The following is a 26,126-nucleotide window of genomic DNA, read 5'->3' as shown; positions in this document are numbered from 1 at the left end:
CGGTTTTCGCTGTCTATGCTGAGTGGCAAAAAGTGCCAGGTTGTTTGAACAGTTCCGGCATAGGCTGCAACAGAGCCTTTGCCTAGACTCGGTCCCACTCCGGGATCGCCGGCCATTCTCGCAGAGCCTGGCCCGGTCCCGCCATGCCTTCGCAATCGGAGCCCCTATGAGCAGCGCAGAAATCTACGTCGTCAGTGCCGTCCGTTCAGCCATCGGTGGCTTTGGCGGTTCCCTCAAGGACCTGCCGCTGGCTGACCTGGCCAGCGCCATCACCCGTGCCGCCATCGAGCGCTCGGGGGTTGCCGCCGAGCAGGTCGGCCACCTGGTGATGGGCACGGTGATCCCCACCGAGCCACGCGATGCCTACCTGGCCCGGGTCGCGGCGATGAACGCCGGCATCCCCAAGGAAACCCCCGCGTTCAACGTCAACCGCCTGTGCGGCTCCGGCCTGCAGGCGATCGTCTCGGCGGCCCAGTGCCTGCTGCTCGGCGACACCGACGTGGCGGTGGCGGCCGGCGCCGAATCCATGAGCCGTGGCCCGTACCTGCTGCCACAGGCACGCTGGGGTGCGCGCATGGGTGACCTGCAAGGTATCGACTACACCGTCGGCGTGCTGCAGGACCCGTTCGAGCACTTCCACATGGGCATCACTGCCGAGAACGTCTCGGCCAAACACGGCATTACCCGCGAGATGCAGGACGAACTGGCCCTGACCAGCCAGCGCCGCGCCGCCCGCGCCATCGCCGAAGGCCGTTTCGCCAGCCAGATCGTTCCGCTGGAGCTGAAAACCCGCAAGGGCAGCGTGCAGTTCAGTGTCGATGAACATGTGCGTGGCGAAGTGACCGCCGAGCAGCTGGCCGGGATGAAGCCGGTCTTCAAGAAAGACGGTACCGTCACTGCCGGCAACGCCAGCGGCATCAACGATGGCGCAGGCGGCCTGGTGCTGGCCACGGGTGACGCGGTGCGCCGCCTGGGCCTGAAGCCGCTGGCACGCCTGGTCGGCTACGCCCATGCCGGCGTCGAGCCGGAGCTGATGGGCCTGGGCCCGATCCCGGCCACCCGCAAGGTACTGGAAAAGACCGGCCTGAAGGTGCAGGACCTGGACGTGATCGAGTCCAACGAAGCGTTTGCCGCCCAGGCCTGCGCCGTGGCCCGCGAACTGGGCTTCGACCCGGAAAAGGTCAACCCCAACGGCTCGGGCATCTCGCTTGGCCACCCGGTGGGCGCCACCGGCGCGATCATTGCCACCAAGGCCATCCATGAACTGCAGCGCATCCAGGGCCGCTACGCCCTGGCCACCATGTGCATCGGCGGTGGCCAAGGCATCGCCGTGGTCTTCGAGCGCGTCTGAGGGAGGCTGACCGATGAACATTGAACAAATCGCCGTGATTGGCGCCGGCACCATGGGCAACGGCATTGCCCAGGTGTGTGCAGTCGCCGGCTACCAAGTGTTGCTGGTGGATGTTTCCGACGCGGCGCTGGAGCGCGGCGTGGCCACCCTGAGCAAGAACCTCGAGCGCCAGGTCAGCAAGGGCAGCCTCGATGCGGACAAGGCTGCGGCGGCGAAAACGCGGATCCGCACCAGCACCGACTACAGCCAGCTCAACGGTGCGCAACTGGTGATCGAGGCGGCCAGCGAAAACCTGCAGCTCAAGCAGCGCATCCTGCAGCAGGTTGCGGCCAACGTCGCCGCCGAGTGCATCATCGCCACCAACACCTCATCGCTATCGGTCACCCAGCTGGCTGCCAGCATCGAGCACCCTGAGCGTTTCATCGGCGTGCATTTCTTCAACCCGGTGCCGATGATGGCACTGGTCGAGATCATCCGCGGCCTGCAGACCAGTGACAGCACCTATGCCCAGGCATTGGTGGTGACCGAAAAGGTCGGCAAGACGCCGATCACCGCCGGCAACCGCCCGGGCTTCGTGGTCAACCGCATCCTGGTGCCGATGATCAACGAAGCGATCTTCGTGCGTCAGGAAGGCCTGGCCAGTGCCGAGGATATCGACACCGGCATGCGCCTGGGCTGCAACCAGCCGATCGGCCCGCTGGCGCTGGCCGACCTGATCGGCCTGGACACGCTGCTGGCGATCATGGAGGCCTTCCATGAAGGCTTCAACGACAGCAAGTACCGCCCTGCCCCGCTGCTCAAGGAAATGGTCGCGGCCGGTTGGCTGGGGCGCAAGAGCGGCCGCGGTTTCTTCAGCTACTGAGGAGCGAACGCCATGCCCCCGGTCAATGCCGCGATGCGCTGTGCCAATTTCGAGGAGCGACGTGAGCGGGCCATGGCGCTGTTTGCCGAAAAGGGCTTTGGCCAGGTCAGCATGCGCGAGCTGGCGGCCCATGTGGGCCTGACTGCCGGCTCGCTGTACCACCACTTTCCCAGCAAGCAGGACCTGTTGTACGACCTGATCGAAGAGTTGTACGAGGAGTTGCAGGCCACCCTCGACCAGGGCCGGCGGGCCATGGCCCGCGGGGCATCGGCGTTGACCTGCCTGATTGCGGCGCACTGGCAGCTGCACGCCGAGCGACCGCTTCAGTTTCGCCTGGCAGAGCGCGACTTGTGTTGCCTGAGCGACGACCAGCAGGCGCGCCTGGCCTTGTTGCGCAAGCGCTATGAGGCGGGGTTGCTGAGGCTGATCGCCCCCCAGGCGAAGCTGCAGGGCGAGGCGCTGGTGGCCACCGCCCATGTGCTGGCGACGCTGCTGAACCAGTTGCCGGGGCTGTTGAAGGCGCTGCCCGAGGAACAGGGGCTGGGGTTGATGGAAAGCATGCTGGTGGGTGGCCTGGAGCGGACACTGCGCTAGCCTGTTACGGCCCTTTCGCGGGTAAACCCGCTCCCACAGGAACTGTGCAAGTCTCAAGGTTTGCACAGTTCCTGTGGGAGCGGGTTTACCCGCGAAAGGGCCAGTGCAGGCTAGCGCAGAAGCGACTGGATCTGCTCGTGCAGGGTATCCAGGTCGAATGGCTTGGCCAGGATCGGTGCCTTGCGCGTGATCGGGCTGCCGGATTCAAGAATCTCGGCCGGGTAGCCGCTGATGAAAATCACCTTGAGGTCCGGCCGCAACTTGACCGCCGGTTCGGCAATTTCCACGCCGGAGATCCCGCCGGGCAGGCGGTAGTCCGTCACCATCAGGTCCAGGTGCGGTTTGCTGGCCAGGATCGCGAAGGCCTGCTCGCCATCCTCGGCCACCAGTACGTGGTAGCCCTCGCCCGCCAGGTAATCCCGCAGAATCATGCGAATCGCCGGCTCATCCTCGACGACCAGCACCACATCTTGTGCATCTTCACTCATGTCAACGCCTTGAAATGCTTGCAACAGCCATCAGACCCCAGGCTCATGCAGAGGTTGCCCGCGCCTGGTCGTTTTGTTGTTCGCAGGCTGCCAGCGGCAACTGCAGGGTGAACGTGGCACCCTTGCCCTCTTCGCTGTCGAGCAGGATACGCCCGCCATGGGCCTGGACGATCTGCTCCGATATGTACAGCCCCAGGCCCAGGCCACCACTGGCCTGCTGGGTCGCCACCCGCTCGAACTGCTGGAAAATGCGCTGCTGGTTGGCCGCGCCAATGCCGATGCCGTGGTCCTGCACCTGCACGCAGGCCAGGCCATCGTCCTCGAACACGCGCACCTGCACCGGTTTGCGCTCACCGTAGCGCAAGGCATTGGACAACAGGTTGGCCAGCACCTGCTCGATGCGAAACTCGTCCCATTCACCGTGCAGCGGCTCGCAGCGTTGCAGTTCGATGTGGGTATCCAGGGCAGTGGCCTGGGCCGCAAAGTTCTCCACCAGGCCACGCACCAGCTGGCCCAGGTCGAACGCCTTGGGCCGCAGCGACAGTTTGCCGGTACGGATGCGCGACACATCGAGCATGTCCTCGACCAGGCGGATCAGGCTGTTGATCTGCCGTTCGTCGCGCTCGACCATGGCCTGCAGCTTGTCGCGGCTGAACGCGGCAAGGTTGCCGCGCGACAGGTGCAGCTTGCGCAGCTGGGTTTCGAGGATCAGCCCGTTGAGCGGGGTGCGCACCTCATGCGACACGATCGACATGAAGTCATCGCGCATGCGCACGGCATGCTCCAGCTCGGCCCGCGCCGTCTGCAACTGCGCCAGCAGCATTTCCTGTTCCTGGCGGCTGCGTTCCAGCGCCTGCAACTGGCGGTCGAGCACCTTGCGCTGGCGGTACAGGTCGACGAACACCGACACCTTGCTCTTCACCGCCAGGGTGTCGAGCGGTTTGTGCAGGAAGTCCACCGCACCGCTTTCGTAGCCCTTGAAGGCGTAGTTCATCTCACGCCCGGCGGCAGTGACGAAGACGATCGGGATGTTGCGGGTCTTTTCCGTACCGCGCATCAGCTCGGCCAGCTCGAAGCCGTTCATGCCAGGCATCTGCACATCGAGGATGGCCAGGGCGAACTCATGTTCGAGCAACAGCGACAACGCGGCTTCGGCAGACTGGGCCTGGTGCACCTCGCGATCTTCGCCCTGGATCAATGCGTCGAGGGCCAGCAGGTTCTCCGGCAGGTCGTCGACGATCAGCAGTTTGGCGGTGGTGTGGCTTAGCATGCGCTGGGTTCCAGGGCAGCGAGCAACTGCTCGATACCACTCAAAGTAAGGATATGGTCGGGCTGGTGCAGGGCCAGGGCAGCCTCCGGCATCAGCGCGACCTGTGCATCGCGAGGGTCCTGGACGATGGTCCGGCCCCCGCTGTTCTTGATATAGGCAAGCCCTGCGGCACCATCTTCGTTGGCCCCGGTGAGCAGTACGCCAAGCAGGCCGGCACCGTAGGCGTCGGCCGCCGACATGAACAGGAAGTCGATTGCCGGTCGGGAAAAATGCACCGGCGGCTCCTGGCTGAGCGACAGGGTGAAATCGCGTTCCACCGACAGGTGATAACCCGGCCCGGCCACATAGATCTGCCCAGGCTGCAGCAGCTGCTTGTCGCACGCCTCGCACACTGGCCGATGCAGGCGGCGTTGCAGCACTTCGGCCAGCTGGCTGTGGCGGTCATCCGGCAGGTGCAGCACGCAGACCACCGGCAGGGCAAAGCCGGCCGGCAACCCGCCGAGCACCTTGAACAGGGCCGTCACCCCGCCTGCCGAGGCACCGATCACCACCGCGCGCACGCCATTCATGATTTACGGAAGATCCGTTCGGGCTTGACCAGCGGCTCGAAGCGCTCGGCATAGGCGGAAAAATCCACCGACTCCTTGCTGCCCAACACCAGGAAGCCACGGTGGCACAGAGACTCGTGGAACAGCCCCAGGGCGCGGTCCTGCAGTACCTTGTCGAAGTAGATCAGGACGTTGCGGCACGACACCAGCTGGGTTTCGGAAAACACGCTGTCGGTGGCCAGGCTATGGTCGGCGAAGGTTACGTTTTCGCGCAACGAGCTGTCCATGATGGCATTGCCGTAGGCCGCCGTGTAGTAGTCGGAAAAGTCCCGCCGGCCACCGGCCAGGCGGTAGTTCTCGGCGTATTCGTACATGCTCTGCATCGAGTAGATGCCCTGCTTGGCCTTGTCCAGCGAATGCGGGTTGATGTCGGTGGCGTAGATGATGGTGCGCTCCAGCAACCCTTCCTCGCGCAGCAGGATGGCCATCGAATAGACCTCCTCGCCAGTGCTGCAGCCGGCAATCCAGACCTTGATCGACGGCCAGGTGCGCAGCAGCGGCACCACCTCGTTGCGCAGCGCCAGGAAGTGCTCCGGGTCGCGGAACATCTCGCTGACCGGGATCGTCAGGTACTGCAGCAACTGCATGAACATGCCGGGGTCGTGCAGCACGCGCTCCTGCAGTGCCGATACCGTCAGGCAATCGAACTGGCGCAGCGCATGCAGGATCCGGCGCTTGATCGAAGCGCCGGAATAGTTGCGGAAATCGTAGCTGTACTTGAGGTAGATGGCCTCGATCAGCAAGCGGATTTCGATGTCGGTGTTACGTTCGCTAGTCAAATTCGCTCCAGTTGCGGCAGCCAGACACGGATCAGCGAGAACAGACGGTCCAGGTCGATCGGTTTGGCCAGGTAGTCGTTGGCGCCAGCCTGCAGGCAACGCTGCTGGTCATCCTTCATCGCCTTGGCGGTCACGGCGATGATCGGCAACTTGCGCCACCGCGCTTGCTGGCGAATCAGGCGGGTCGCCTCGAAGCCATCCATTTCCGGCATCATCACGTCCATCAGCACCAGGTCGATGTCATCATGCTGTTCCAGGCGCTCGATGGCTTCACGCCCGTTGCGACCGATCTCGACGATCGCGCCCTTGTGTTCCAGCGCGCTGGTGAGGGCAAAGATGTTGCGCACGTCATCGTCCACCAGCAACACCTTGCGGCCCTCGAACACCTTGTCGCGGCTGCGCGCAGTCTTGAGCATGCGCTGGCGTTCGTTGGACAACTGCGACTCGACCTTGTGCAGAAACAGCGTCACTTCATCGAGCAGGCGTTCCGGCGAGCGCGCCCCCTTGATGATGATCGAGCGCGAATACTTGAGCAGGTCGGCTTCCTCTTCACGGGTCAGGTTGCGCCCGGTATACACGATTACCGGCGGGAACGCGCGGATGTCCTCGGCGGTCATGCGCTTGAGCAGCTCGTTGCCGAGCATGTCCGGCAGCTTGAGGTCGATGATCATGCAGTCGTAGATGTTCTCGCGCAGCAGCGCCAGGGCATCCTTGGCCATGGCCACGGCAGTGATCTCGACATCCTCATCGCCGATCAGCCGGGCAATGCTTTCGCGCTGCAGGTCGTCGTCTTCCACCAGCAGGATGTGCTTGAGCTTCTGGGTCAGCTTGGCTTCCAGACGGGCGAACACTTCCTTGAGTTCCTCGCGGCTGGTGGGCTTGACCGCATAGCCGACGGCGCCCATGTGCATGGCCGCCTCGACCCGGTCTTCCACGGAAATGATATGCACCGGGATGTGCCGGGTGCTGGCCTGCTCCTTGAGGCGTTGCAGCACGGTGAGGCCGGAATGGTCGGGCAGGCGCATGTCCAGCAGGATGGCATCGGGAATGTACTGCATGGCCAGCTCGAAGCCCTCGTCGGCGCCCTGCGCGACCAGGCAGCTGTAACCCAGCTCGTGGGCCAGGTCGAACAGGATCCGGGCGAAGTTCGGTTCATCCTCGATCACCAGGATGCAGCGGTTGGCGAACGGCGCGCGCTCGCGGTCGTCGGCAAACGCCGGGGCCGGGCGTTGTGGCTTGCTCGCCACGGGTGTCGGCGCAGCCGGTGGCAAGGCATCGACCGCCGGGCGCAGGGCGAGCGGTTCGGCGGTCTGTGCCTCACGCTCGTAGCGCTCCGGCAGGATCAGGCTGAACACGCTGCCCTGGCCGAGGCTGCTGTCGACGCTGATCTGCCCTCCCAGCAAATGCGCCAGGTCGCGGGAAATCGACAGCCCCAGGCCGGTGCCGCCATAACGCCGGTTGCTGGTGCCATCGACCTGATGGAAGGCACCGAAGATCGCCTGCTGCTGGTCGGCGGCAATACCGATGCCGCTATCGCGCACGGCAAAGATGATGCCGCTGTCGGGCTGGTAGCCGATGTTCAGGCTGACCTGGCCGCGCTCGGTGAACTTGATCGCGTTGGACAGCAGGTTCTTGAGGATCTGCTCCAGGCGCTGGCGGTCGGTGAACAGGGTGGCCGGCACCTGGGCGTCGGTGGTTACCTCGAAGGCCAGGCCCTTGTGCGCGGCCAACGGTTCGAACATGCCGCGCAGGCCTTCGACCAGGCGCTCCAGCTGGGTGGTTTCCGGGCGTACTTCCAGCTTGCCGGCCTCGACCTTGGCGATGTCGAGGATGTCGTTGATCAGGTTGAGCAAGTCGTTGCCGGCCGAGTAGATGGATTCGGCGAACTTGACCTGTTCCGCGCTGAGGTTGCCTTCGACGTTCTCGGCCAGCAGCTTGGCCAGGATCAGCGAACTGTTCAGCGGTGTGCGCAGCTCGTGGGACATGTTGGCGAGGAACTCGGACTTGTACTTGCTCGAACGCTGCAACTCTTCGGCGCGTGCCTGCAGTTGTTCCTGGGCGTGGAGCAGTTCGTCGTTCTTGCGGTCCAGCGCCTCGGTGCGCTCGGACAACTGCTCGTTGGTCTGCTCCAGCTCCGCCTGCTGGGTTTCCAGGTGGGCCTGGGACTCCTTGAGCACGCGGGATTGTTCCTCCAGCTCCTCGTTGGCGGTTTTCAGCTCTTCCTGCTGCACCTGCAGCTCTTCGTTCAGTTGCTGGGTTTCGGCCAGCACTTCCTGCAGGCGCTGACGGTAGCGGGCGCTGTCGATCGAGATACCGATGTTGCCACCAAGCCGCTGCAGCAGTTCCTCGTCACGTGGCAGCAATGGCCGCAGGAAGCCCAGTTCGAGTACGCCATTGACCTGCGCGCCCTCGCCCGCCGGCATCAGCACGGCGCTGAGCGGCAAGCCCCGGCCCAGGCCGGAGCTGAGGTGGAAATAGCCTTCTGGCAAGTTGTCCAGGCGCAGCAGGCGCCCCTCGCGCACGGCCTGGGCCAGCAAACCTTCGTGATCGCCCAGCACCTGCTCGCGGGCCTGCTCTTCGGCATCCAGGCCGTAACAGGCCACCCGCACCAGGTGGCCATGCTCGTCGCGCACGTACATGGCCCCGACCACGCTGCCCAGGTAGCCAGCAAAAAAGCGCAGGATATTGTCACCCAGCATGGACAGGGTCAGCTGGCCCAATACCTGCTCGGCCAGCTGGGTCTGGCCGTTGCGCAGCCAGGCCTGGTGCTCCAGGTGCTCGGTGGCGCGTTGCTGGGCGTGCAGGTTGGCATCGTAGCTGGCCGACAGCGCCAGCAGGTCGCGGCGCCCCAGGTAGGCGAGCAAGGCGCTCAGGCCGACAATGAACAGCACGAACGACAGCATGACCGTGACCGTGACACTGCTGACCCGCTCGTTACGGGTCATGCGCAGTTGCTGCTCAGCGCTGATCAGGGCATCGAACTCTTTGCGGATCTCATCGGTCAGGCGCTTGCCACGCCCACTGCCGATCGACGCGCGGTAGTCGCCCTGGCTGCGGCGTTGGGCAATCAGTTCGCTGCCAAAGGCGTTCCAGGCCTGCTGCAGGGCGATCAAGCGGTCGATGCGTTCGACCTGCTGCGGGTTGTCCTCGACCATGCTGCGCAGGCCCTGCAGGCTGCCGAAAATACGCGGCTTGGCCACTTCGTAGGGGTCGAGAAAACGCTCGTCGCCGGTAATCAGGAAGCCGCGCACGCCGGTTTCCATGTCGATCGACAGCTTGACCGTCTCGTTGGCATTGCCGATGACCCGGTCGGTGTGCTCAACCCACTGCATGGCCGAAAGCAGGTAGTTGATCACCCCGACAAAGGCCAAGGCCCCAAGCAGCCCCACCCCCAAAGGGAGGCCGACGTTGCGGGTCAACAACTTGCGGAAGCTGCGCTGGTCCATCGAGGCTGCTTGAATCATGTGAAAACGCCCGAGCAAGAAAAGTCCATGAAGAGTGTGGCCGATCAATCGTTGTTGTTATCTGCCACTGCACCGTCCTGTTAAGCGAGTCTAACCAGCTTTAGCGGGTCTGGCAGGGCATTTAGCCAGTATTTGAAGGTGATGTGCGCCAATCGTTCCATCTGATTGCATGGACCGGTATCCTCGGGAACTTCTGCTGCCACCCGGTGCACAGATTAAAGACATTCCATTTGTACAGGATCAGAACCATGCACCTTCTGGTAGTCGAAGACGACGACATCGTCCGCATGCTGATGGTCGAAGTGCTCGACGAGTCAGGCTATAAGGTCATTCAGGCGGAAAACGCCAGGGCAGCGCTGCGCATTCTCGAAAACCCGGACCAGGCCCTGGCGCTGATGATGACCGACGTGGGGCTGCCGGACATGCGCGGCGAGGCGCTGGCGGCCAAGGCCCGCGAACTGCGCCCGCTGCTGCCGGTGCTGTTCGCCAGCGGCTATGCCGAAAGCGTTGATGTACCAGAGGGCATGCACCTGATCAGCAAGCCGTTCAGCATCGACCAATTGCGCGACCAGGTGATGGCCATCGTGGGCCCGGCTTGAGGGGAACGCAGTCGGTTTCGCGAGCCTGCCCGCTTCCAGACCGCGTGGCCTGCAGCTGCAGCGGTATCCGCGCCTCACAGCTCCCTGCGCAACAGGTAGGTATCCATGATCCAGCCCTTGCGCCCGCGCTGCCGTTCGCGCACTTCGAGGATCTGAGCCTTCACCGCCTGCAACGGCCCGGCAATCAGCACTTCATCTTCGGTCCCCAGATACGCGCCCCAGTAGATCACCAATGCCGGGTCATCGAGCTGGGCAAATGCGCACTGGCCATCGAGCATGACTAGCACATTGTCGATACGCGCCTGCGTCGCCAGGCATCGCCCTGGCAGCACGGTCAGCGGCTCACCAATGCGGTTGAGCGGCACCTGGTGACGCGCGGCCAGGGCCTGCACGCTGCTGATGCCGGGAATCACCCGCAGGCGCAGCGCTACGCCGCGCTCGCGGACCAGGTCGAGAATGCGCAACGTACTGTCATACAAGGCCGGCTCGCCCCACAGCAGGAAGGCGCCCACCTCCCCGGCGCCGACCTCCTGGTCGATCAGTTGCGCGTACAGGGCCGCACGCTGGCGGTGCCAATGCTGTACCGCACCCAGGTAGCCATCGGCGTGCGCCGCGCGCACAGGGTCGGCCACCTGCACCAGGCGGTAGCCACCCTCGGGCCGGTAACGTTGCAGGATGGCCTTGCGCAGCTGCACCAGCTCATCCTTGTCGCGGCCCTTGTCGAGCACGAAGAACACGCTGGCCTGGGCCAGCGCCTCGACCGCCTCGTAGGTGATCTGGCGCGGGTCACCGGGGCCGATGCCAATCAACAACAGGTCTTTCATTGCCCTGCCCTTTGCCGGAACCAGCAGCCATTGTCAGGCGGCTGCCGGTATTTGGCAAAGCAAGCGATCAGAACAGCGAGAAGTTGTAGCTGACAATCACCCGTGTCTCGTCCATGTCACGCGCCCAACGTTCATAGTTGCTGCGGTAAGTGGAATTGCGCAGGCGTACGCTGACATCCTTGAACGTGCCAGTTTGCACCTGGTACTTGAGTTCGGTGTCGCGTTCCCATTCCTTGCCTTCGGCCATGCTGCCCGGCACCTTGATACTGTCGCCATTGATGTAACGGGTGAAGAAGGTCAGGCCGGGCACACCCAGGGCTTTGAAATCATAGTCATAACGCACTTGCCAGGAGCGTTCCTGGGCGGCGGCGAAATCGTTGACCTGGGCATAGTTGACCAGGTATGGGTTGCTGCCATCCAGGTACGGCATGGCACTGTCGCCGTACATGCGCTGCCAGCCGGCACTGAGCTTGTGGCCACCCAGGCTGTAGCCGAGCATGCCGCTGAATGCGCGGTGGTCGATTTCGCCCGCGCGCGCATTGCCGATGTCGTCACTCTTGATCAAGCGCAGGTCGGCCGACAAGCTGCCCACCGCCAGCGGCTGGCTGGCGACCAGGCCAAGGAAGTGCTGGCGATAGATGTTATCCAGCCTGGCCACCTGGTACTGGGCGCTGAGCCGCTCGTTGAAACGGTAATCGACGCCGGCCAGATCGAAATGGTCGGCTTCGATATCGCAGGCATAACGCTTGTTCTTGCAGTGCACGCGAATATCCTGGCGGTCAGTGGAATCACGCGCGGTGTACTGGTTCAGGCGTGCCAGGGTGAACTTCAGGTCGCGCAACTCTTCGGAAGTCAGCATGGCGCCATGGAACATGGTCGGTAGCAGACGACCGTCGTTGTATTTGAGCAGCGGCACATCCGGCATCATCGAACCGTACTTGAGTACGGTATTGGACAGCTTGGCCTTGGCGGCCAGGCCCAACTTCGCATACTGGTCGGCCGAGTGTCGCGGGTCGTGGCCAGAAGACGGCAACAGGCCGCTGTTACTGTCCGCCGGGCTGGAATCCAGTTTGAAACCGAACATACCCAGTGCATCCACGCCAAACCCTACCGGCCCTTGGCTGAAACCGGACTGCACATTCAAGATGAAGCCTTGTGCCCATTCTTCGCGCTTGGACGCACCCTGGCTGGAACTGCTGTGACCGTCACGAAAGTCTCGGTTGAAATAGACATTGCGTGCTTCAACCTTGGCGCGGCTGTCTTCAAGAAAACCAGCGGCCTGGGCATGGGCACCGGCACACAACAGGAACAGGCCGGCAACACGACGCCCGGGGGCGCGGGGAAAAGGGGCAAACATGCGGGGAAACATCCAGAATCAAAGCGAGTAAATAACCTGTGGCACAGGCTGGCCACGGTATAGCGGCGCGGCCGAAGAATACACGGCCATCATCGGAAATGATCGCGCAACCGCTCTACAACGCGCCATTGGACCATGGTCTAAGCGCCAGGCAGGGCAACCATGAAGAAAACGCAAAATAACGCACGGGGCACCCGGAAAGTTCCCCGCTTACTTCAAAAAAAGTTTGCAGTTTACCCCGTACCCGTGAATGACTACACTCGATATCAGCGAACAACAGAACCTACCCGCGTGGCCGGCGTTTTTTATTTCTTCAATGTTCGTCACGCCCTGCCACCGCCGACGTACAGGAGTGATTACAGTGTCCAGACTTGCAGAGTTTCGTGCTGCCGAAAAAGCGCTTCAGGAACAGATGGCGCAACTGGAAGCGTTGAAAAAGGATGCCGGCCTCAAACGCGAAATCGAATTCGAGCAGAAACTAGTCGGCCTGATGAAAAGCTATGACAAGAGCCTGCGCGATATCATCGCCATCCTCGACCCGAAGGCCACGTCCCGGGCGCCCAGTGCCGCGCCCAAACAACAACGCCGCCCGCGCGTAGTGAAGGTTTACACCAACCCGCACACCGGCGAGCGAATCGAAACCAAAGGCGGTAATCACCGTGGCCTCAAGGCCTGGAAAGAGCAGTACGGAGCCGCCACGGTAGAAAGCTGGGTACGCTGATGAAACGTCCACGCACACTTCACACTTTTTTCACAACGGCTGGCTCAGTATCGAGACAGCTAAAGGACTAGCGACCCCATCACGCGCCCGCACATGCGGGCCTCTAATTCCAGCGCCCTGCCTTGTGCAGGGCGCTTTCATTTGCGCAATCGGCGTACTGCCGTATCATGGCCAGCCTGTCTGTTTTGCCGGTGCCCTGCGCCCGGCCTTGCCTCAGGAGTTCCCATGAGCCTGCACGATCTGCAAACCCTGCCTGGCGTCACCGCCCAACCGGACGCTGCCACTGCTCAGTTCGTCTTCAACCACACCATGCTGCGGGTCAAGGACATCGAAAAGTCCCTGGACTTCTACACGCGCGTGCTGGGCTTCCGCCTGGTGGACAAGCGCGACTTCCCCGAAGCGGCCTTCAGCCTGTACTTCCTGGCCTTGGTCGACCCGGCGCAGATCCCGGCCGATGATGCCGAACGCCACCAGTGGATGAAGTCGATCCCCGGCGTGCTGGAGCTGACCCACAACCACGGTACCGAGAACGATGCCGCATTCGCCTACCACAACGGCAACACCGACCCGCGCGGTTTTGGCCATATCTGCGTTTCGGTACCGGACGTGCGTGCCGCCTGCGCGCGCTTCGAGGCCCTGGGTGTAGCGTTCCAGAAACGCCTGCAGGACGGCCGCATGAACCACCTGGCCTTCATCAAGGACCCGGACGGTTACTGGGTCGAAGTCATCCAGCCGAGCGAACTCAAGGGCTGAGTTCCTCGCGCTGCGCTCGTCGGGCCGGGAACTCCTGGCCCCTTGCTGTGGTATATGGAGGTAACTGCTTCACATGCCACAGCGAGGTAAGGACGATGCAATCTCTTCACTGTGAATACCGCCAGCACACCATCACCGCCAGCGTGATGCCCCACCCCGACTCCCCCCTGCCCTATGCCGCCGGATGCCTGATCACCGACCCTGAAGGGCATACCAGCAAACGCATGTCGATGCCGATGAAGTTCTTCTCCAACCTGGAGAATGCACAACATGTGTCGCTGGCCCATGGCCGGGCGCTGGTCGACCAGCAACTGGATGAAGGGCACAAGGTGTTCTGATCCTGGTTGTTCTGTCTTGGCCCCTTCGCCGGCTTACCCGCGAAGGGGCCAAAACAGGCGCAATCAGACATTCCGGGCGTAAGCCACCGCCGCCTCCACCTGCGCCGGCGTCGGTCGCACCCCGGTGTACAGCACGAACTGCTCCAGCGCCTGCAGCGCAATCACTTCCAGCCCGGTGATTACCGGTTTACCCAGTGCCTGCGCGCGCCGGATCAATGGTGTCTGCGCCGGCATCGCCACCACGTCGAACACCCGCTCGGCCGCGGCGATGGCGTTTTCGGAAAACGCCAGCTGCTCGGCTTGCGCGCCGCCTGCCATGCCGATTGGCGTCACGTTGATCAGCATCGGTGGGCACAGGTCCTCCAGCTCAGCCACCCAGCGATAGCCACAGACATCCGCCAACTGCCGCCCGGGCTGCTCGTTGCGCGCAACGATGATTCCCTCGGCGAACCCGGCATCGCGCAGCGCACTGGCGACGGCTTTGGCCATGCCGCCGCTGCCGCGCAGGGCAAACGCCGTGCGCGGGTCGACCTGGTGCTGCGCCAGCAACTGGCGTACCGCCAGGTAGTCGGTGTTGTACGCCTTCAGATGGCCGTTGGTATTGACCAGGGTATTGACCGACTCGATGGCCGCCGCGGAGGGGTCGACCTCGTCGACCAACGCCATGCAGGCCTCCTTGTACGGCATCGAGACGCCGCAGCCGCGGATGCCCAGGGCGCGGATGCCCGCCACTGCTGCCGGCAGGTCATCGGTGCGCATGGCCTTGTAGTAGAAGTCCAGGCCCAGCTGCTGGTACAGGTGATTATGGAAGCGCACCCCGAAGGTGCCGGGGCGGCCGGCCAGGGAGATGCACAACACGGTATCTCTGCTGGGACTTGTCGACATAACCTGCTCCTTTGTCATAACTGAAACGTTTGTGCAGCGTAACAGAGGCAACCACTGGTCGTCCCTTACACAACCTTTACCGTTTCCCTGTGCTCAGCCGAGCAAGAGTGGGGTCATAGTTAACAGGACCCCACGCTTGGGGTGTCCTTGCGAGGTTGCTTTATGAACCGCCACATTCCTTCAGTCGCCCTGCTGGTCGGTGCCCTGGCCATCAGCGGGCCCGCTGCCGCCCATGGTGGCCATGGCGGCGGTGGTTGGTATGGCCCGGGCCCGCTGCTAGGTGCCGCCGTGGTTGGTGCGGTGGTCGGGGCAACGGTTTATGGCGGGCGCGAGCGTACCGTGTATGTCGAGCGCCAGCCGGTCTACTACGCACCGCCGCCGGTGTACATGCAACCGCCACCACCACCGGTGTATTACCAACCGTACTATGCGCCACCGCCGGGCTACCGCAGCTACTACGGCCCGCCACCGGTGTATTACGGCCCGCCGCGCTGGTGAGGGTTGATAGAACTAATGACCACTATCGAGGAAGTTGATTTCAAAGCGCCTCGGCTGCTGCGTATGGTGAAGCCATGTTTACAGGAGGTCCCCATGGCCACTATTCAGATCATGTCCGTTGTTGGCAGTGCCGTCCCCGCTGCGTTGCGTGAACAAGGCCTGCTGGCCTGCTGGTACCTGGTGCGCAACGGCGAAGCCGTTAGTGGCCCGATGCCGAGCCGGGCCTCGGCCCAGGCGCTGATCGAACAGCTGCAACCAGGCACCCTGGTCGCCTGACCCGTATTTGTTGTGCGTTGCTCCCTACGCCCTTCTGGCCCGCCTATTGGCGGGTCTTTTTTTTCCATTGCCGCAGGCCGGCTGGCTTTTGTTGCAGGCCTGAATCGGTTTAGCCTGGCGCTAGCCACGGCACGGAAAATATTTACCTTCAAACCTATTTAGCAATGAGCTAAACACTGGCATGCTCCGCCTCATGGACATCTACGAAATCCGCAAGCACAACCTGGTCAAGTTGATCGGCAACCAGAGAAAAGGCTCCTGCGCAGAACGCTGGGGCATGGCCCCTGCGCACCTCAGCCAGATCCTCTCGAACAAGACAGCGAAGAACCTGGGTGATGACGTGGCGCGCAGAATCGAAGCTATCGAGGGCTTGCCCCGAGGGTGGTTCGACACCCTGGCGGCAGTTGAGCAGGCACAGACCGAGGTTGCCGACAGCAGGCTGTCCGCAGCTGAGCTGGTCAAGCAGATGCTGGCCAGAAGCGGCAAAGGCATTCCCGAAGAAACCCGGCAACGGCTGCTGGCTGCTGCCGAGGAGCCGGTAAAGGCCGCGCTGGTCAAGGCCGACCTGGTTCAGCCCGGCCTGGTGGGCGACGAGGTATGGATTGCCCACTATGACGTGCGGGCGGCCATGGGCGGCGGGCAAGTCCCCCACGACTACCCGGAAATGTTCAAGGACGTTCGCGTCAGCCCAAGCCACCTGCGCGAGCTGGGCGTGGAATTCAGCGACCATCACCACCTGAAGATGGTGACCGGCTGGGGCCAGTCGATGGAGCCGACCATCAGGCACCGCGACCCGCTGATCGTGGACGTCAGCATCCGTGAGTTCGTCGGCGATGGCATCTACCTGTTCTGCTGGGGTGACCACCTCTATATCAAGCGCCTGCAGATCGCCGATGAAGAGCATTTCGAAATGATTTCCGACAACTCGCGCCACAAGGACCGCATGGTCCGTCAAGAGGAAACCTATATCCAGGCCAGGGTGCTGCTGGTGTGGAATGCGCACCTGGTATGACGCCAAGCCCGCCTCCTGGCGGGCTTTTTTCTGCAATTCAGAACGGTGCAGCTTCGCCCACCTGCGGCTTTACGGCAAGATCATCGCGCGCACCCACGCTGCTACGCGCCCAACGCAACGTGACACTGCCGTCATCGTTGAAGGCAAGGTCCAACTCAGGCGTTTCGGCCAGCAGACCCAGCACTTCCTGCCACTCAGCCTCACCATCCGTATCCAGGCGATGGACCACAACCCAACGCCGGGTCTGGGCCAGCGGGTGGTTGATCATCGCCGACACCCGCAGGCTAAGCCGCTCTAACCCGGTCATTTGCTGGCGCTGCTGCAGCGTCGGCTTCATGTGCTCGGACATAGGTTCACTCCAATACCTGTATTTTTGTACAGTATCCGGGTAAAGCATAGCCCACAGCAAAAACCAGCGTAAAGCCCGTTTCCGGGAAAAACCTGACCTGGAGAAGATTTGCCGACGAGCGAAATTAATTTAGCCAAAAGCTATTGACGTGAATTTAGCGCAAGGCTAATTTTTTTACCGACAGCGGCGCAATAGTCGCTGCCAGCCCCAGGGGCACAACCCGTTATCGATTATCAAGGAGTACCTCCATGAGCGTAGACATCAGCAATCTCATCCTTTCCGTTCCGGTGGCCGAATCCTCCACCAGCCTGGTCGCCGACGAGCTCACCGGCAGCGAAGCGCTTGCCCAGTATCCAGAATATGTATCAGTGCTGGCCGACGGTTCGGTGCAGCTGTCTGCCCCAACCAAAGGCGTGTCGAGCAAAAGCACCCACCGCACGCGCTGCGAGTGGTCGGAGCCGACCTACTGGACGCTGGCCGGTGCGCCAAACCACTGGAATCGTCAAGTGATGACCCTGACCAAGGTCAACTTTGCGCAGAAGGTGGTCGTGGCGCAGATGCACGTGTACGGCGATGACAGCCCGCCAGTGAAGGTGTTCTGGAGAAAAGGCGATATCACCCTGGGGTTCCGGCAGACCTACAACCAGACCGATCCGGTGAACTCGACGGTGCTCAGGGGCGTACCGCTGGGCGCGAAGTTTTCCGTGAGCATCCACGCCACCGCCCAGGGCAGCGTCAACGTCACTGCCAGTTGCAACGGGGTGACCGGCAGCTCCGGCGACCTGCCGTTCGACAGCAGCTGGGCGGCGCACCGGTTCGAATTCCATGGCGGCGTCTACAACCAGGTCGATTACACCGATACGACGCCAGCTGATGATGGCTCGATCTGCATCATCAGCGATCTGTCACTGGTCCATGCCTGAACTTGGCTAGCCGAAAGACGTCCCGATGCCCTGTGCCTGGCGCAGGCAGCACGGGACGTCTTGCGATGAGGTCGGCGTTGTCTGGCAAGCGCATTTGACCGCAAAGAGCCGGCTAACTACGCTGCGGCTACAAGCGTGAACCATTTTTGTGCGACAAGGAGTGTCGGCAATGTACCCGCATGTTCGTTCCCTATTCCTCATCGCCTGTGCCCTGCCCTTCACCCTCGGTGCGCTGGCCGCCCAGGCGCCGCTCGATCCGCAGGAAACCGTCAAGCGCATCAACCGCAACTACAACACCATCAATAGCCACTGCCAGGAAGCCGACACCGGTGCCGCACGCGGCCACTACGACTGCAGCGGTGTGACCTTGCGCATGGTCAATGACGGGCCGTTCAACCCCTGGGACTACAGCCCCTATGCGGGCAACTCCCGGGGCAAGACGCCCTGGAACCTGGAGCCGTTCCGGCCAAGGCTATCCGACAGCGAAACTTGCGCCGCAGGTTGCACCCCGGTCCCGCGCTGACCACTCGAGCATTTGACTATTCACCTGGCAAGAAGGAGGTGCAGCCGTACCCGAATGAAGTTGGACCGCAGGTTGTTTTTTGGCTAAATCAGGGAGATACATGCCATGCAAAAACGTTTGAACAGGATTGTCCCGCTACTGACCTTGCCGTTGTTGCTGCACATCACGTCGGCCAACGCCGAGTCCTGCGAAGAGACCCTGAGGCAGGTGGAAAGCCTCTACAACAAAACCGTCGACAGCTGCGGCAACGACCCAGCATCCGACTGTTCCGGCCTGTTGATCAGGGGTACCCACCGCGCCGACCCGGCGAAGGGCCAGCAATGGGACGTATGGAACCCAAGCCCCAAGGCGCGGGAGCTGGGGACCTTTGCCGCCTCCTGGATGCGGGCCGACGGCATCAGCTATGAAGACCCGGGCATGAGCACGCAGAACGGCTACATCATCAAGCCGATCGACCTGGTGCGCGCCCCCGAGACACCGGTGCATGTGTACTGCGCCTTCCCCAACGACGCCTGGACCGATTTCCGTGATGACCGGGGCTGCGGCAATAACCGCAATACCAGCCAGACCGAGGCCGTTTGCCAGGCCATGGCCCCGCCCATCACCAACGCCAGTGCCTGGGTCGCCCATTTCACCCGGTTCAACAACGACCGCCTGCAGGACCAGCTGCAATGTGGCTTCAACATGCGCAACCCGATGAGCAGCCAGGACCGGGTCAATGCGTTCCGCAACTTCATGGGCGCCCGACGTGTCATCAACACCCGGGAGTTCCAGACCCAGACCGAGCTGCGCCTGGGCAACCCGAAAGATGATGAATTGCCGATCCTGGCGTTTTTCTACAGTGATCAGCGCGGCCTGAACGATGCCCTGGCCAACCAGCGCGACTACAAGAACAAGACCGGCAAGGACCGCAACATCATCAAGATCAACTTCCCGCGCACGCCCAACGGCAAGGCCAGCTTCGCCTGCACCCAGGCAGCGCCGCTGCCCACGCAGCGGTTCTGCGACAGGTACATTGAGTCCAGCACCTGGGTGCAGCGCCCGGATCCGAAACTGGGGCCGCACACTTGGTCGCTGCAGGTTGTGCCCACCGCCTGCGGCCGGGCGATCAAGGACGACCAGACCGACCGGATGTTCGCCGAGCTGTACAACAAGCACAAGGACGATGCGCAATGGCGGCGCTACAGCGTCAACGGTGGCTCGCTGCGTCGCCAGCTGGTGTGCCACCTGGCAGCAAGCTATGACAACAAACCGGTCAGGGACAAACCCGAATGGAACCTTGAGCCGGCGCGCCCGTACGTCGACCAGGCCACGGCCATAGCGCAGTACTGCAACCCGTATTGAACCGCTGGCCCGGACCTGCCGGTACTGACCGCTATCGGCGGGTTCCAGGCCTTGGTTTTCATGGCATGCGCCAGCTTGACGCGCATGGCCCGAGGGGGGTGGCTCAGCCGGGCAAGTGAGCCATGACATAGCGCACCGTCCGTTCCAGTGTCTGGGCCATGTCAGGGTGCGTTAACCGATACTTGCGCTCCAGGTGCTCGCTCTCGCTCATGTCGAAGCGCTGCGTCTGGATGAAGTTCAATGACTCGGCGCGGATCTCCAAGCGTGCGGCCAGGCCGGGAATCATCGCTAGCCAGCGGAGCAACCCGATCGCGACATGGCGCTGGGGTGGCTTGACCCCCAGCGTTTGCGCCAGCGCCTTGAGCAGCCCGCGCAGGTTGGGCGTCTGCTCATTGAGCGCCAGCACCTGCCGGTTGGCCAGCAATGGGTCGAACGCGACGCAGGTCATCAGCGTCACCAGGTAATCGACGCTGACCATTGGCAACCAGTGCTGAGGGGAACCAGGCACAGCCTTGAAACGGCCTTGCGCCAGATTGCGAATGAGCTCGACCAGCGGCTGGCCTGCCAGGATGTGCCCACTCTCGCTGTGGCCACACACCGTTGCCGGATGCACCATGGTGTAATCCGCGTGTGCTTCCTGCATGTAGCGGATGACCGCGAAATGCGCTTCGAGCTTGCTGCCTTCGTAGCCGCCCACGCGGCGATACACTGCGCGCCAGTCAGTGTTTCCGGGGCAGTCGTAATCAACCCCGATACCGTCGAGGAAGGCGAGGTTCTGTACCATGTAGCCGCCCACCATCAGCAGGCGGGCGTGCAAGCTCGCCGCCAGCCTGGCGACCCTCAGCGCGCCTTGCACATTGACCGCGCGGGCACGTTCCATCGTCAGCCCCCAGGAGAACTCTGCGGCCAGGTGGAAAACCACCGAGACGCAGGACACGCGCTGCCTGTCTGCCTCGCTGAGCCCAAGCCCGTCCCTGCTGATATCGCCCGCAACGGCATGCAGATTCGCCGGGTTACCGCCCAGCTGGCCGACCTGCTCCCTGAGACGCGCGAGGTGGCCCGGGTTGCGCATCAGCACCCAGGTCTTGTGCCCAGTCGCGGAAAGCCGGGCCAGCAAATGTTGCCCGACAAACCCACTGCCGCCTGTAACGAAGCATTCCACAGCCATGACCGAATCCTTGTTTGCAAGATCGGCGCAGGCTAAGGTATAGAGCCTGGTCTACAGTCAAGGAAATTCGCTGTGAATGTTGCGGAACTGGAGCGTCGCAGTGGCATCGGCCGCCACGCCTTGCGCTATTACGAAAAGCTCGGGCTTATCGGCGCCCATCGACGGGCGAACAACTACCGCGATTACAGCGAACAGACCGTTGCCGACCTGCAGTTCATTCAGATTGCCCAGAGCATGGGGTTTTCGCTTGCGGCGATCGGCGAGATCCTGGCTGCCAAGCGCGGCAACACGATCAATTGCGCCCAGGGCGCGGCCTTGATCGCGGAAAAGATGGCCGAAATCCAGGCGAAGATCATCACGCTGCAGGGTGCCTATGCATCACTGGATGCGGAGCGGGCGAAGCTTGAAGCCAGTGCTATCGCCAAGGGGCTGATGGTGCCGAGCCTTCCTGTGCAGCAGGCTGTCTCCAGGCAATAAAAAACCCAGCGCAATGGCTGGGTTCAGGGGTTAGCGCGTGCTTACTGGGAAACGCTTCGGCTGTGATGCCAGTACAGATAGGCCAAGCCTACTGGAGCAATGAAAATCGCCATTGACCAGCAAACCGCCATGGTGAAGACCTTGACCGCCAACATGAGCAGTGCGTTCACGAAAAAGACGTTATTACCCATGATGAAGCCCACGACGCTTTCGTAGACGAAACGAGAGTACGGGTATAACAAGGTCGAGACGACCGCCATCAGCAGCAGGCCGGGTTTGCCGGTCAGGCCGGTGGGGCTATTGGCAGCGAAGCCCAGAATCAAGGCCGCGAAAAGCGCGCCGAAGAAAAGCTGGCGGATGTAATAGCTCGGTGTCAAACCGCCAAACGTCATTGCAATGATGCGCCGCATAAGATCCCTCTCAGGCTGGTAACGAAGGCGCCGACTTTACCAGTTACGGAATTCATGGGCAAAGCGGCAAATGGCAACCCGAACCTGATTAGCCAGGGCCGCTGGTGGGGCTTGCGAACGTGCAGAAACCGAGCCGCGCCTTATCCAGCCGCGATCCAGGATTAAATTTCCTTCACCTTGCGCCCTTTAGTCATAAGGCATTCGACAGCATTTCAGCCATACTCCAAAATGCAGCGGTTTTTGGGGGAAAACCCTTGCACAGCCAACGACATACCAACTTTTAGTGAGCCTGAACGTGAAAACATCCCTGTCCATCCTCAGCCTGCTGCTGTTGCTCACAGGTACCGCGACCCTCCCGTCGACCGCTGCTGCACAATCCCCGGCCCAGGTTCAACGTGACCCGTCCAAGCTGCACCTGGCTTCGGGCAGCGCTCTGCTGATCGATCTGAACAGCAACCAGGAGTTGTATTCGAACCACGCCGACCGCGTGGTGCCGATCGCCTCGGTGACCAAGCTGATGACAGCCATGGTAGTGCTCGACGCCAAGCAGCCCATGGATGAAATGCTCACCATGACCATCGCCAACAACCCGGAAATGAAAGGCGTGTATTCGCGGGTGCGCCTGGGCAGCCAGCTGGACCGCCGCGAAACCTTGCTGATTACCCTGATGTCGTCGGAAAACCGTGCGGCCAATACCCTGGCCAACCATTACCCGGGTGGCTACCCGGCGTTCATCAAGGCGATGAACGCCAAGGCCCGTAGCCTGGGCATGGCGCACACCCGCTACGTCGAACCGACCGGCCTGTCGACGCAGAACGTGTCCACCGCCCGCGACCTGGCCAAGCTGCTGATGGCCTCGCGCAAGTACCCGATGCTGAGCGAGCTGTCGACCACGCGCGAGAAGACCGTGGCCTTCCGCAAGCCCAACTACACGCTGGGCTTCCGCAATACCGATCACCTGGTGAACAAGAGCAATTGGGACATCAAGCTGACCAAGACCGGCTTCACCAATGAGGCCGGGCATTGCCTGGTGCTGTTGACCCGCATGGACAACCGCCCGGTGGCCATGGTCATCCTCGATGCGTTCGGCAAGTACACCCACTTCGCCGATGCCAGCCGCATGCGCCAGTGGCTGGAAACCGGTGCCGCCAAGCCAGCGCCGGCGGTGGCCATGCAGTACAAGGCGGAGCGGCAGAACAAAGGGCGCCTGGCGGCGGAATGACGGCGCTTGGTGACAGCGCTGGTTGAGCCAAGGGCGCGGGTGTTCGTCGAAAGAGGGATGGCGCCTGGCGCGAGCGCCGCCCGCGCGGCGCATCGCGGATAAATCCGCTCCTACATTTGTTGCAACGTGCCGAACCTGTCAGGCCATGGTTGTCAGCCTTTGGGGATCAGATCCAGATTGCATCCCAATGCGGATAGTCTGCGATTCTGTTCACCAAGCCTGCTCTAAGCGGGTTGGCAACGATGTACCTGGCGGCCTTAACCACATCTTCGTCCCTGCGTAAGGCGCGGTCATGATAACCGGCTTGCCAGACAGGGGTTGTAATGCTTCCGGTCTTTCGTAAACCGTGGCTCGACCTGGCTTTGAAGCGGCGCATGAGTGTGCTCAGGGTTATTTCTTTCAGTTCGATCAGCCAGTGGACATGGTCAGGCATGACAACCCACGCCAGTGAATGGCAGCTGTTCTCCTGCTCTGCCATACGCAGATTGCGAATCACGATGCGAGCGTATTGAAAATTCAGGAACAGCGGGCGCCGGTTTCGGGTGACGGTGGTGAGCATGTAGAATCTACCGGGTTCTGAGCACCTTCCGCGGCGCAGCAGGCAACCTTTCGGGGAATGCATGACGGTCATCCATGAATGTGCGATTCCCGTTTCAGCCTAGAATTTTCTGCAAAAGGCGGTGAAGCAATATGGTTTGCAGATGTGTCCCCCGACAGGCGACCATGGCGTAACAGGTTCGGCACGTTGCAACAAATGTAGGAGCGGATTTATCCGCGATGCGCCGCGCGGGCGGCGCTCGATCTGATAGGCGCTGCAACTCTCCCGACGTACACCTGGTGGCCCTGACCCGCCCGTAAGCCGGGAACATCAACCTCCTTGAACATTCCCGGATGCCTGGGCGGGCCTCATCGCGGATAAATCCGCTCCTACAACAGCCTCGCGTGAGAAGCCCTGGCCAGGCGGGCGCCGTTGCCAGCGTCAGGCCTGGGTACTGACCATCCCACCCGCACTGCTGCCACCGGTGGTCTGCAATGCTTCGAGCAACTGTGCGGTAGCCTGCAGGATTTCACCATTGAGCGTGGTGATGCTCGCCTGCCTGGCACTCACGGCGGCCAGTTTGGCCGTTTCTTCCATCGGCTGCGCCATCAACAGGGCCAATTGCTTCTGCTCGTCGGCCAACTGCTTCTGCAGCCGCTTGATCATCTCGCGCAATTGCTTGATATGCGCAGGTTCAGCACTGTCGCTGCTGCTCTCGGCAGCTTGGGCTTTGCTGTCAGCGCTGACTTTCGACAGGTCGACCTGAGTGCTGGCTGCCCCGCCCTCTTCGTTCTTCTGCACATCCTGGCTGACGACCGCCGAGGTACTGCCCGACACTTGGCCTGCGCTGCCGACGCTGATTGCTGCAATGGCGCTCATGTATTTCTCCCTGCAAGAAAAATGGGTCCTTGATCTGATCTGCCTATCGGCCGCAAAGCGCAGGTCTTTAGCCCCGGCTTGCTACCAAGCAGCCGGCCGCCGGTAAATTCCCGTGCGTTTGGCTCGTTCCAACCCATGTACCTACGCAGGCGCCGGCTCATCCCGGCGAGCGTCCACCTTCGACCACTATGGAATCGCAGCCATGAGCCAGTCTGCCCCCCCGGAAACTGTCAAGGACTTGATCGGCGTGGGCTTCGGCCCTTCCAACCTGGCCCTGGCCATCGCCCTGGAAGAACTCGCCGAGGCCCAGGGCCATGCCCTCGATGCGCTGTTCATCGACAAGCAGCAGGACTACCGCTGGCACGGCGAAACCCTAGCGACCCAGAGCGAGCTGCAGATCTCGTTCCTCAAGGACCTGGTATCGCTGCGCAATCCCACCAGCCCCTACAGCTTCGTCAACTACCTGCACCAGAAGCAGCGCCTGGCCGACTTCATCAACCTCGGCACCTTCTATCCCTGCCGCCTCGAATACAACGACTACCTGCGCTGGGCCGCCGAGCACTTCGCTACCCAGGCGGTGTATGGCGAAGAGGTGCTGCGCATCGAGCCGGAAGTGCAGGCGGGCCGGGTCGAACACCTGCGCCTGGTGTCGCGTGACATACAAGGGCGCGAATACAGCCGCCGTGCCCGTTCGGTGGTAGTCGGTAGCGGCGGCACGCCGAAGATACCGGAGAAGTTCGCCGCCTTCGGCGACGACCCGCGGGTATTCCACCATTCCCGCTACCTCAGTAGCCTGAACCAGCTGCCGTGCACCGCCGGCACACCGATGCGCATCGCCGTGATCGGTTCCGGCCAGAGCGCCGCCGAGGCGTTCATCGACCTCAACGACAGCTACCCGTCGGTCAAGGTCGACATGATTCTGCGCGGCTCGGCGCTCAAGCCCGCCGATGACAGCCCGTTCGTCAACGAGATCTTCGCGCCGGACTACACCGACCTGGTCTACAACGAACCGGCCGACCAGCGCAGCAAGCTGCTCGGTGAATACCACAACACCAACTACTCGGTGGTCGACCTCAACCTGATCGAGCGCATCTACGGCATCCTCTACCGGCAGAAGGTGGCGCACCAGTACCGCCACAACGTGCTGTGCAGGCGCCAGGTGGAAACGGTGCTGGCCACCCGCGAAGGCCTGGAGCTGACCCTGCGCGACCTTGCCACCGGCCAGCAGCAAACCCACCGCTATGACGCCGTGATCCTTGCCACTGGCTACGAGCGCCGCTCGCACCGTGACCTGCTGGCACCGCTGGCCGGCTACCTTGACGATTTTGCTGTCGACCGCAACTACCGCGTGCTGGCCAGCCCCGACCTGCAGGCCTCGGTGTACCTGCAAGGCTTCTGCGAAAACAGCCATGGCCTGAGCGACACCCTGCTCTCGGTGCTGCCGACACGCGCGGCAGAAATCGGCCGCGCGCTGTACCAGGACCTGGCGCAGCTGCACGGCAAAGCGCAGGCGGCGGTCGCCCTGACCCGCGCCTGAACCGCTGCTCACCACCTGCCTGGCCGGCCCGGCGCAATCCGCGCAGGCCGGCCTTGGTGTTCCTGAAACATTTTCTT

At 62.4% G+C, this 26,126-nt stretch carries 29 protein-coding genes; 16 read left to right on the top strand and 13 right to left on the bottom strand.

Going from position 1 to position 26,126, the window contains the following annotated elements; all coding sequences use genetic code 11:
• Window positions 1-166 precede the first annotated feature (166 nt).
• Genes ACJA3S_RS10430 through ACJA3S_RS10420 form a run of 3 tightly spaced genes read left to right on the top strand, consistent with a single transcriptional unit; the run spans window position 167 to window position 2,807 of the window.
• Window positions 167-1,351, top strand: a complete 1,185-nt coding sequence (locus ACJA3S_RS10430) for an acetyl-CoA C-acyltransferase family protein (protein ID WP_406821755.1) — start codon at window positions 167-169, stop codon at window positions 1,349-1,351.
• Window positions 1,352-1,364: 13 nt separating this feature from the next.
• Window positions 1,365-2,213: a 3-hydroxybutyryl-CoA dehydrogenase gene (locus ACJA3S_RS10425; protein ID WP_406821754.1), complete on the top strand. Its 849-nt coding sequence runs from the start codon at window positions 1,365-1,367 to the stop codon at window positions 2,211-2,213.
• A 12-nt stretch (window positions 2,214-2,225) separates the two neighbouring features.
• Window positions 2,226-2,807: a TetR/AcrR family transcriptional regulator gene (locus tag ACJA3S_RS10420; RefSeq protein WP_406821753.1), complete on the top strand. Its 582-nt coding sequence runs from the start codon at window positions 2,226-2,228 to the stop codon at window positions 2,805-2,807.
• A 110-nt stretch (window positions 2,808-2,917) separates the two neighbouring features.
• Here the strand turns inward: ACJA3S_RS10420 and ACJA3S_RS10415 are convergent, their stop codons facing one another.
• Genes ACJA3S_RS10415 through ACJA3S_RS10395 form a run of 5 tightly spaced genes read right to left on the bottom strand, consistent with a single transcriptional unit; the run spans window position 2,918 to window position 9,416 of the window.
• Window positions 2,918-3,295 (bottom strand): response regulator, encoded by a 378-nt coding sequence (locus ACJA3S_RS10415; protein WP_170029381.1) that lies wholly within the window; start codon window positions 3,293-3,295, stop codon window positions 2,918-2,920.
• Between the two features lie 43 nt (window positions 3,296-3,338).
• A complete protein-coding gene (locus tag ACJA3S_RS10410; RefSeq protein WP_406821752.1) occupies window positions 3,339-4,565 on the bottom strand; it encodes an ATP-binding protein in 1,227 nt (408 codons plus the stop codon).
• On the bottom strand, window positions 4,559-5,134 hold the full coding sequence (locus ACJA3S_RS10405; protein ID WP_406821751.1) for a chemotaxis protein CheB: 576 nt from the start codon (window positions 5,132-5,134) through the stop codon (window positions 4,559-4,561). Before ACJA3S_RS10405 ends, ACJA3S_RS10410 begins: the two co-directional genes overlap by 7 nt.
• A complete protein-coding gene (locus ACJA3S_RS10400; protein ID WP_406821750.1) occupies window positions 5,131-5,952 on the bottom strand; it encodes a CheR family methyltransferase in 822 nt (273 codons plus the stop codon). The genes ACJA3S_RS10405 and ACJA3S_RS10400 overlap by 4 nt, the downstream gene beginning before the upstream one ends.
• Window positions 5,949-9,416, bottom strand: coding sequence for a response regulator (locus ACJA3S_RS10395; RefSeq protein WP_406821749.1), 3,468 nt, complete (start codon window positions 9,414-9,416; stop codon window positions 5,949-5,951). Before ACJA3S_RS10395 ends, ACJA3S_RS10400 begins: the two co-directional genes overlap by 4 nt.
• A 248-nt stretch (window positions 9,417-9,664) precedes the next feature.
• Here ACJA3S_RS10395 and ACJA3S_RS10390 point away from each other — a divergent pair, with 248 nt between their 5' ends.
• On the top strand, window positions 9,665-10,015 hold the full coding sequence (locus ACJA3S_RS10390; RefSeq protein ID WP_406821748.1) for a response regulator: 351 nt from the start codon (window positions 9,665-9,667) through the stop codon (window positions 10,013-10,015).
• 74 nt (window positions 10,016-10,089) lie between these two features.
• On the opposite strand, the gene cobF is transcribed toward ACJA3S_RS10390, so the two are convergent.
• The gene (cobF, locus tag ACJA3S_RS10385; protein WP_406821747.1) at window positions 10,090-10,839 is read right to left on the bottom strand and encodes a precorrin-6A synthase (deacetylating); all 750 of its coding nucleotides are present in this window, start codon (window positions 10,837-10,839) and stop codon (window positions 10,090-10,092) included.
• A gap of 67 nt (window positions 10,840-10,906) precedes the next feature.
• Window positions 10,907-12,196 carry an OprD family porin gene (locus ACJA3S_RS10380; protein WP_406821746.1) on the bottom strand — a complete coding sequence of 430 codons (1,290 nt, stop codon included), beginning with the start codon at window positions 12,194-12,196 and terminating at the stop codon, window positions 10,907-10,909.
• Between the two features lie 361 nt (window positions 12,197-12,557).
• Between ACJA3S_RS10380 and ACJA3S_RS10375 the strand changes: the two genes are divergently transcribed.
• The 3 genes from ACJA3S_RS10375 to ACJA3S_RS10365 all read left to right on the top strand — a co-directional run bounded on the left by ACJA3S_RS10375 (window position 12,558) and on the right by ACJA3S_RS10365 (window position 14,008).
• The gene (locus ACJA3S_RS10375; RefSeq protein WP_406822235.1) at window positions 12,558-12,917 is read left to right on the top strand and encodes a histone-like nucleoid-structuring protein, MvaT/MvaU family; all 360 of its coding nucleotides are present in this window, start codon (window positions 12,558-12,560) and stop codon (window positions 12,915-12,917) included.
• A gap of 225 nt (window positions 12,918-13,142) precedes the next feature.
• The gene (gloA, locus tag ACJA3S_RS10370) at window positions 13,143-13,670 is read left to right on the top strand and encodes a lactoylglutathione lyase (RefSeq protein WP_170029373.1); all 528 of its coding nucleotides are present in this window, start codon (window positions 13,143-13,145) and stop codon (window positions 13,668-13,670) included.
• 95 nt (window positions 13,671-13,765) lie between these two features.
• Complete coding sequence (locus ACJA3S_RS10365) at window positions 13,766-14,008, top strand: hypothetical protein (RefSeq protein WP_406821745.1); 243 nt, start codon at window positions 13,766-13,768, stop codon at window positions 14,006-14,008.
• 63 nt (window positions 14,009-14,071) lie between these two features.
• Here ACJA3S_RS10365 and ACJA3S_RS10360 read toward each other — a convergent pair whose 3' ends face one another.
• Window positions 14,072-14,893 (bottom strand): shikimate 5-dehydrogenase, encoded by an 822-nt coding sequence (locus tag ACJA3S_RS10360; RefSeq protein WP_406821744.1) that lies wholly within the window; start codon window positions 14,891-14,893, stop codon window positions 14,072-14,074.
• 162 nt (window positions 14,894-15,055) lie between these two features.
• Between ACJA3S_RS10360 and ACJA3S_RS10355 the strand changes: the two genes are divergently transcribed.
• The 3 genes from ACJA3S_RS10355 to ACJA3S_RS10345 all read left to right on the top strand — a co-directional run bounded on the left by ACJA3S_RS10355 (window position 15,056) and on the right by ACJA3S_RS10345 (window position 16,679).
• Window positions 15,056-15,391, top strand: coding sequence for a hypothetical protein (locus ACJA3S_RS10355; protein ID WP_170029370.1), 336 nt, complete (start codon window positions 15,056-15,058; stop codon window positions 15,389-15,391).
• Between the two features lie 93 nt (window positions 15,392-15,484).
• Window positions 15,485-15,667 carry a hypothetical protein gene (locus ACJA3S_RS10350; protein WP_170029369.1) on the top strand — a complete coding sequence of 61 codons (183 nt, stop codon included), beginning with the start codon at window positions 15,485-15,487 and terminating at the stop codon, window positions 15,665-15,667.
• Window positions 15,668-15,860: 193 nt separating this feature from the next.
• On the top strand, window positions 15,861-16,679 hold the full coding sequence (locus ACJA3S_RS10345) for a helix-turn-helix transcriptional regulator (RefSeq protein WP_406822234.1): 819 nt from the start codon (window positions 15,861-15,863) through the stop codon (window positions 16,677-16,679).
• 37 nt (window positions 16,680-16,716) lie between these two features.
• Here ACJA3S_RS10345 and ACJA3S_RS10340 read toward each other — a convergent pair whose 3' ends face one another.
• Complete coding sequence (locus ACJA3S_RS10340) at window positions 16,717-17,028, bottom strand: DUF1654 domain-containing protein (RefSeq protein ID WP_406821743.1); 312 nt, start codon at window positions 17,026-17,028, stop codon at window positions 16,717-16,719.
• Between the two features lie 248 nt (window positions 17,029-17,276).
• Between ACJA3S_RS10340 and ACJA3S_RS10335 the strand changes: the two genes are divergently transcribed.
• The 3 genes from ACJA3S_RS10335 to ACJA3S_RS10325 all read left to right on the top strand — a co-directional run bounded on the left by ACJA3S_RS10335 (window position 17,277) and on the right by ACJA3S_RS10325 (window position 19,818).
• A complete protein-coding gene (locus tag ACJA3S_RS10335) occupies window positions 17,277-17,951 on the top strand; it encodes a polysaccharide lyase family 7 protein (protein WP_406821742.1) in 675 nt (224 codons plus the stop codon).
• 169 nt (window positions 17,952-18,120) lie between these two features.
• Window positions 18,121-18,474: a DUF2599 domain-containing protein gene (locus ACJA3S_RS10330; protein ID WP_406821741.1), complete on the top strand. Its 354-nt coding sequence runs from the start codon at window positions 18,121-18,123 to the stop codon at window positions 18,472-18,474.
• A 105-nt stretch (window positions 18,475-18,579) separates the two neighbouring features.
• The gene (locus tag ACJA3S_RS10325; protein WP_406821740.1) at window positions 18,580-19,818 is read left to right on the top strand and encodes a DUF2599 domain-containing protein; all 1,239 of its coding nucleotides are present in this window, start codon (window positions 18,580-18,582) and stop codon (window positions 19,816-19,818) included.
• Between the two features lie 103 nt (window positions 19,819-19,921).
• Here the strand turns inward: ACJA3S_RS10325 and ACJA3S_RS10320 are convergent, their stop codons facing one another.
• The gene (locus ACJA3S_RS10320; protein WP_406821739.1) at window positions 19,922-20,986 is read right to left on the bottom strand and encodes an SDR family oxidoreductase; all 1,065 of its coding nucleotides are present in this window, start codon (window positions 20,984-20,986) and stop codon (window positions 19,922-19,924) included.
• A 72-nt stretch (window positions 20,987-21,058) separates the two neighbouring features.
• On the opposite strand from ACJA3S_RS10320, the gene ACJA3S_RS10315 reads away from it, so the two are divergent.
• Window positions 21,059-21,463, top strand: a complete 405-nt coding sequence (locus tag ACJA3S_RS10315) for a MerR family transcriptional regulator (protein ID WP_406821738.1) — start codon at window positions 21,059-21,061, stop codon at window positions 21,461-21,463.
• A 41-nt stretch (window positions 21,464-21,504) separates the two neighbouring features.
• Here ACJA3S_RS10315 and ACJA3S_RS10310 read toward each other — a convergent pair whose 3' ends face one another.
• Window positions 21,505-21,873, bottom strand: a complete 369-nt coding sequence (locus ACJA3S_RS10310; RefSeq protein WP_406821737.1) for a hypothetical protein — start codon at window positions 21,871-21,873, stop codon at window positions 21,505-21,507.
• A gap of 295 nt (window positions 21,874-22,168) precedes the next feature.
• Here ACJA3S_RS10310 and pbpG point away from each other — a divergent pair, with 295 nt between their 5' ends.
• Window positions 22,169-23,095, top strand: coding sequence for a D-alanyl-D-alanine endopeptidase (gene pbpG, locus ACJA3S_RS10305; RefSeq protein ID WP_170029361.1), 927 nt, complete (start codon window positions 22,169-22,171; stop codon window positions 23,093-23,095).
• Window positions 23,096-23,261: 166 nt separating this feature from the next.
• Here pbpG and ACJA3S_RS10300 read toward each other — a convergent pair whose 3' ends face one another.
• Window positions 23,262-23,717 carry an REP-associated tyrosine transposase gene (locus ACJA3S_RS10300; RefSeq protein WP_406821736.1) on the bottom strand — a complete coding sequence of 152 codons (456 nt, stop codon included), beginning with the start codon at window positions 23,715-23,717 and terminating at the stop codon, window positions 23,262-23,264.
• A 357-nt stretch (window positions 23,718-24,074) separates the two neighbouring features.
• The gene (locus ACJA3S_RS10295; RefSeq protein WP_406821735.1) at window positions 24,075-24,512 is read right to left on the bottom strand and encodes a hypothetical protein; all 438 of its coding nucleotides are present in this window, start codon (window positions 24,510-24,512) and stop codon (window positions 24,075-24,077) included.
• Between the two features lie 202 nt (window positions 24,513-24,714).
• On the opposite strand from ACJA3S_RS10295, the gene ACJA3S_RS10290 reads away from it, so the two are divergent.
• Window positions 24,715-26,049, top strand: a complete 1,335-nt coding sequence (locus ACJA3S_RS10290) for a lysine N(6)-hydroxylase/L-ornithine N(5)-oxygenase family protein (RefSeq protein ID WP_406821734.1) — start codon at window positions 24,715-24,717, stop codon at window positions 26,047-26,049.
• The last annotated feature ends 77 nt before the right edge of the window (window positions 26,050-26,126 follow it).

The sequence above is a fragment of the Pseudomonas sp. KnCO4 genome (assembly GCF_045344305.1).
GTDB classification, from domain to species: domain Bacteria; phylum Pseudomonadota; class Gammaproteobacteria; order Pseudomonadales; family Pseudomonadaceae; genus Aquipseudomonas; species Aquipseudomonas anuradhapurensis.
This window is presented reverse-complemented; position numbering and strand designations above follow the sequence as displayed.

Coding starts and splice junctions, on each gene's coding strand:
- ACJA3S_RS10360 (WP_406821744.1), bottom strand. CDS start 14,893: ATGTCGACAAGTCCCAGCAGAGATACCGTGTTGTGCATCTCCCTGGCC.
- ACJA3S_RS10430 (WP_406821755.1), top strand. CDS start 167: ATGAGCAGCGCAGAAATCTACGTCGTCAGTGCCGTCCGTTCAGCCATC.
- ACJA3S_RS10405 (WP_406821751.1), bottom strand. CDS start 5,134: ATGAATGGCGTGCGCGCGGTGGTGATCGGTGCCTCGGCAGGCGGGGTG.
- ACJA3S_RS10410 (WP_406821752.1), bottom strand. CDS start 4,565: ATGCTAAGCCACACCACCGCCAAACTGCTGATCGTCGACGACCTGCCG.
- ACJA3S_RS10350 (WP_170029369.1), top strand. CDS start 15,485: ATGGCCACTATTCAGATCATGTCCGTTGTTGGCAGTGCCGTCCCCGCT.
- ACJA3S_RS10390 (WP_406821748.1), top strand. CDS start 9,665: ATGCACCTTCTGGTAGTCGAAGACGACGACATCGTCCGCATGCTGATG.
- ACJA3S_RS10345 (WP_406822234.1), top strand. CDS start 15,861: ATGGACATCTACGAAATCCGCAAGCACAACCTGGTCAAGTTGATCGGC.
- ACJA3S_RS10335 (WP_406821742.1), top strand. CDS start 17,277: ATGAGCGTAGACATCAGCAATCTCATCCTTTCCGTTCCGGTGGCCGAA.
- ACJA3S_RS10300 (WP_406821736.1), bottom strand. CDS start 23,717: ATGCATTCCCCGAAAGGTTGCCTGCTGCGCCGCGGAAGGTGCTCAGAA.
- ACJA3S_RS10290 (WP_406821734.1), top strand. CDS start 24,715: ATGAGCCAGTCTGCCCCCCCGGAAACTGTCAAGGACTTGATCGGCGTG.
- ACJA3S_RS10415 (WP_170029381.1), bottom strand. CDS start 3,295: ATGAGTGAAGATGCACAAGATGTGGTGCTGGTCGTCGAGGATGAGCCG.
- ACJA3S_RS10395 (WP_406821749.1), bottom strand. CDS start 9,416: ATGATTCAAGCAGCCTCGATGGACCAGCGCAGCTTCCGCAAGTTGTTG.
- ACJA3S_RS10310 (WP_406821737.1), bottom strand. CDS start 21,873: ATGCGGCGCATCATTGCAATGACGTTTGGCGGTTTGACACCGAGCTAT.
- ACJA3S_RS10320 (WP_406821739.1), bottom strand. CDS start 20,986: ATGGCTGTGGAATGCTTCGTTACAGGCGGCAGTGGGTTTGTCGGGCAA.
- ACJA3S_RS10355 (WP_170029370.1), top strand. CDS start 15,056: ATGAACCGCCACATTCCTTCAGTCGCCCTGCTGGTCGGTGCCCTGGCC.
- ACJA3S_RS10365 (WP_406821745.1), top strand. CDS start 13,766: ATGCAATCTCTTCACTGTGAATACCGCCAGCACACCATCACCGCCAGC.
- ACJA3S_RS10420 (WP_406821753.1), top strand. CDS start 2,226: ATGCCCCCGGTCAATGCCGCGATGCGCTGTGCCAATTTCGAGGAGCGA.
- ACJA3S_RS10325 (WP_406821740.1), top strand. CDS start 18,580: ATGCAAAAACGTTTGAACAGGATTGTCCCGCTACTGACCTTGCCGTTG.
- cobF (WP_406821747.1), bottom strand. CDS start 10,839: ATGAAAGACCTGTTGTTGATTGGCATCGGCCCCGGTGACCCGCGCCAG.
- ACJA3S_RS10340 (WP_406821743.1), bottom strand. CDS start 17,028: ATGTCCGAGCACATGAAGCCGACGCTGCAGCAGCGCCAGCAAATGACC.
- ACJA3S_RS10380 (WP_406821746.1), bottom strand. CDS start 12,196: ATGTTTGCCCCTTTTCCCCGCGCCCCCGGGCGTCGTGTTGCCGGCCTG.
- ACJA3S_RS10330 (WP_406821741.1), top strand. CDS start 18,121: ATGTACCCGCATGTTCGTTCCCTATTCCTCATCGCCTGTGCCCTGCCC.
- gloA (WP_170029373.1), top strand. CDS start 13,143: ATGAGCCTGCACGATCTGCAAACCCTGCCTGGCGTCACCGCCCAACCG.
- ACJA3S_RS10295 (WP_406821735.1), bottom strand. CDS start 24,512: ATGAGCGCCATTGCAGCAATCAGCGTCGGCAGCGCAGGCCAAGTGTCG.
- ACJA3S_RS10425 (WP_406821754.1), top strand. CDS start 1,365: ATGAACATTGAACAAATCGCCGTGATTGGCGCCGGCACCATGGGCAAC.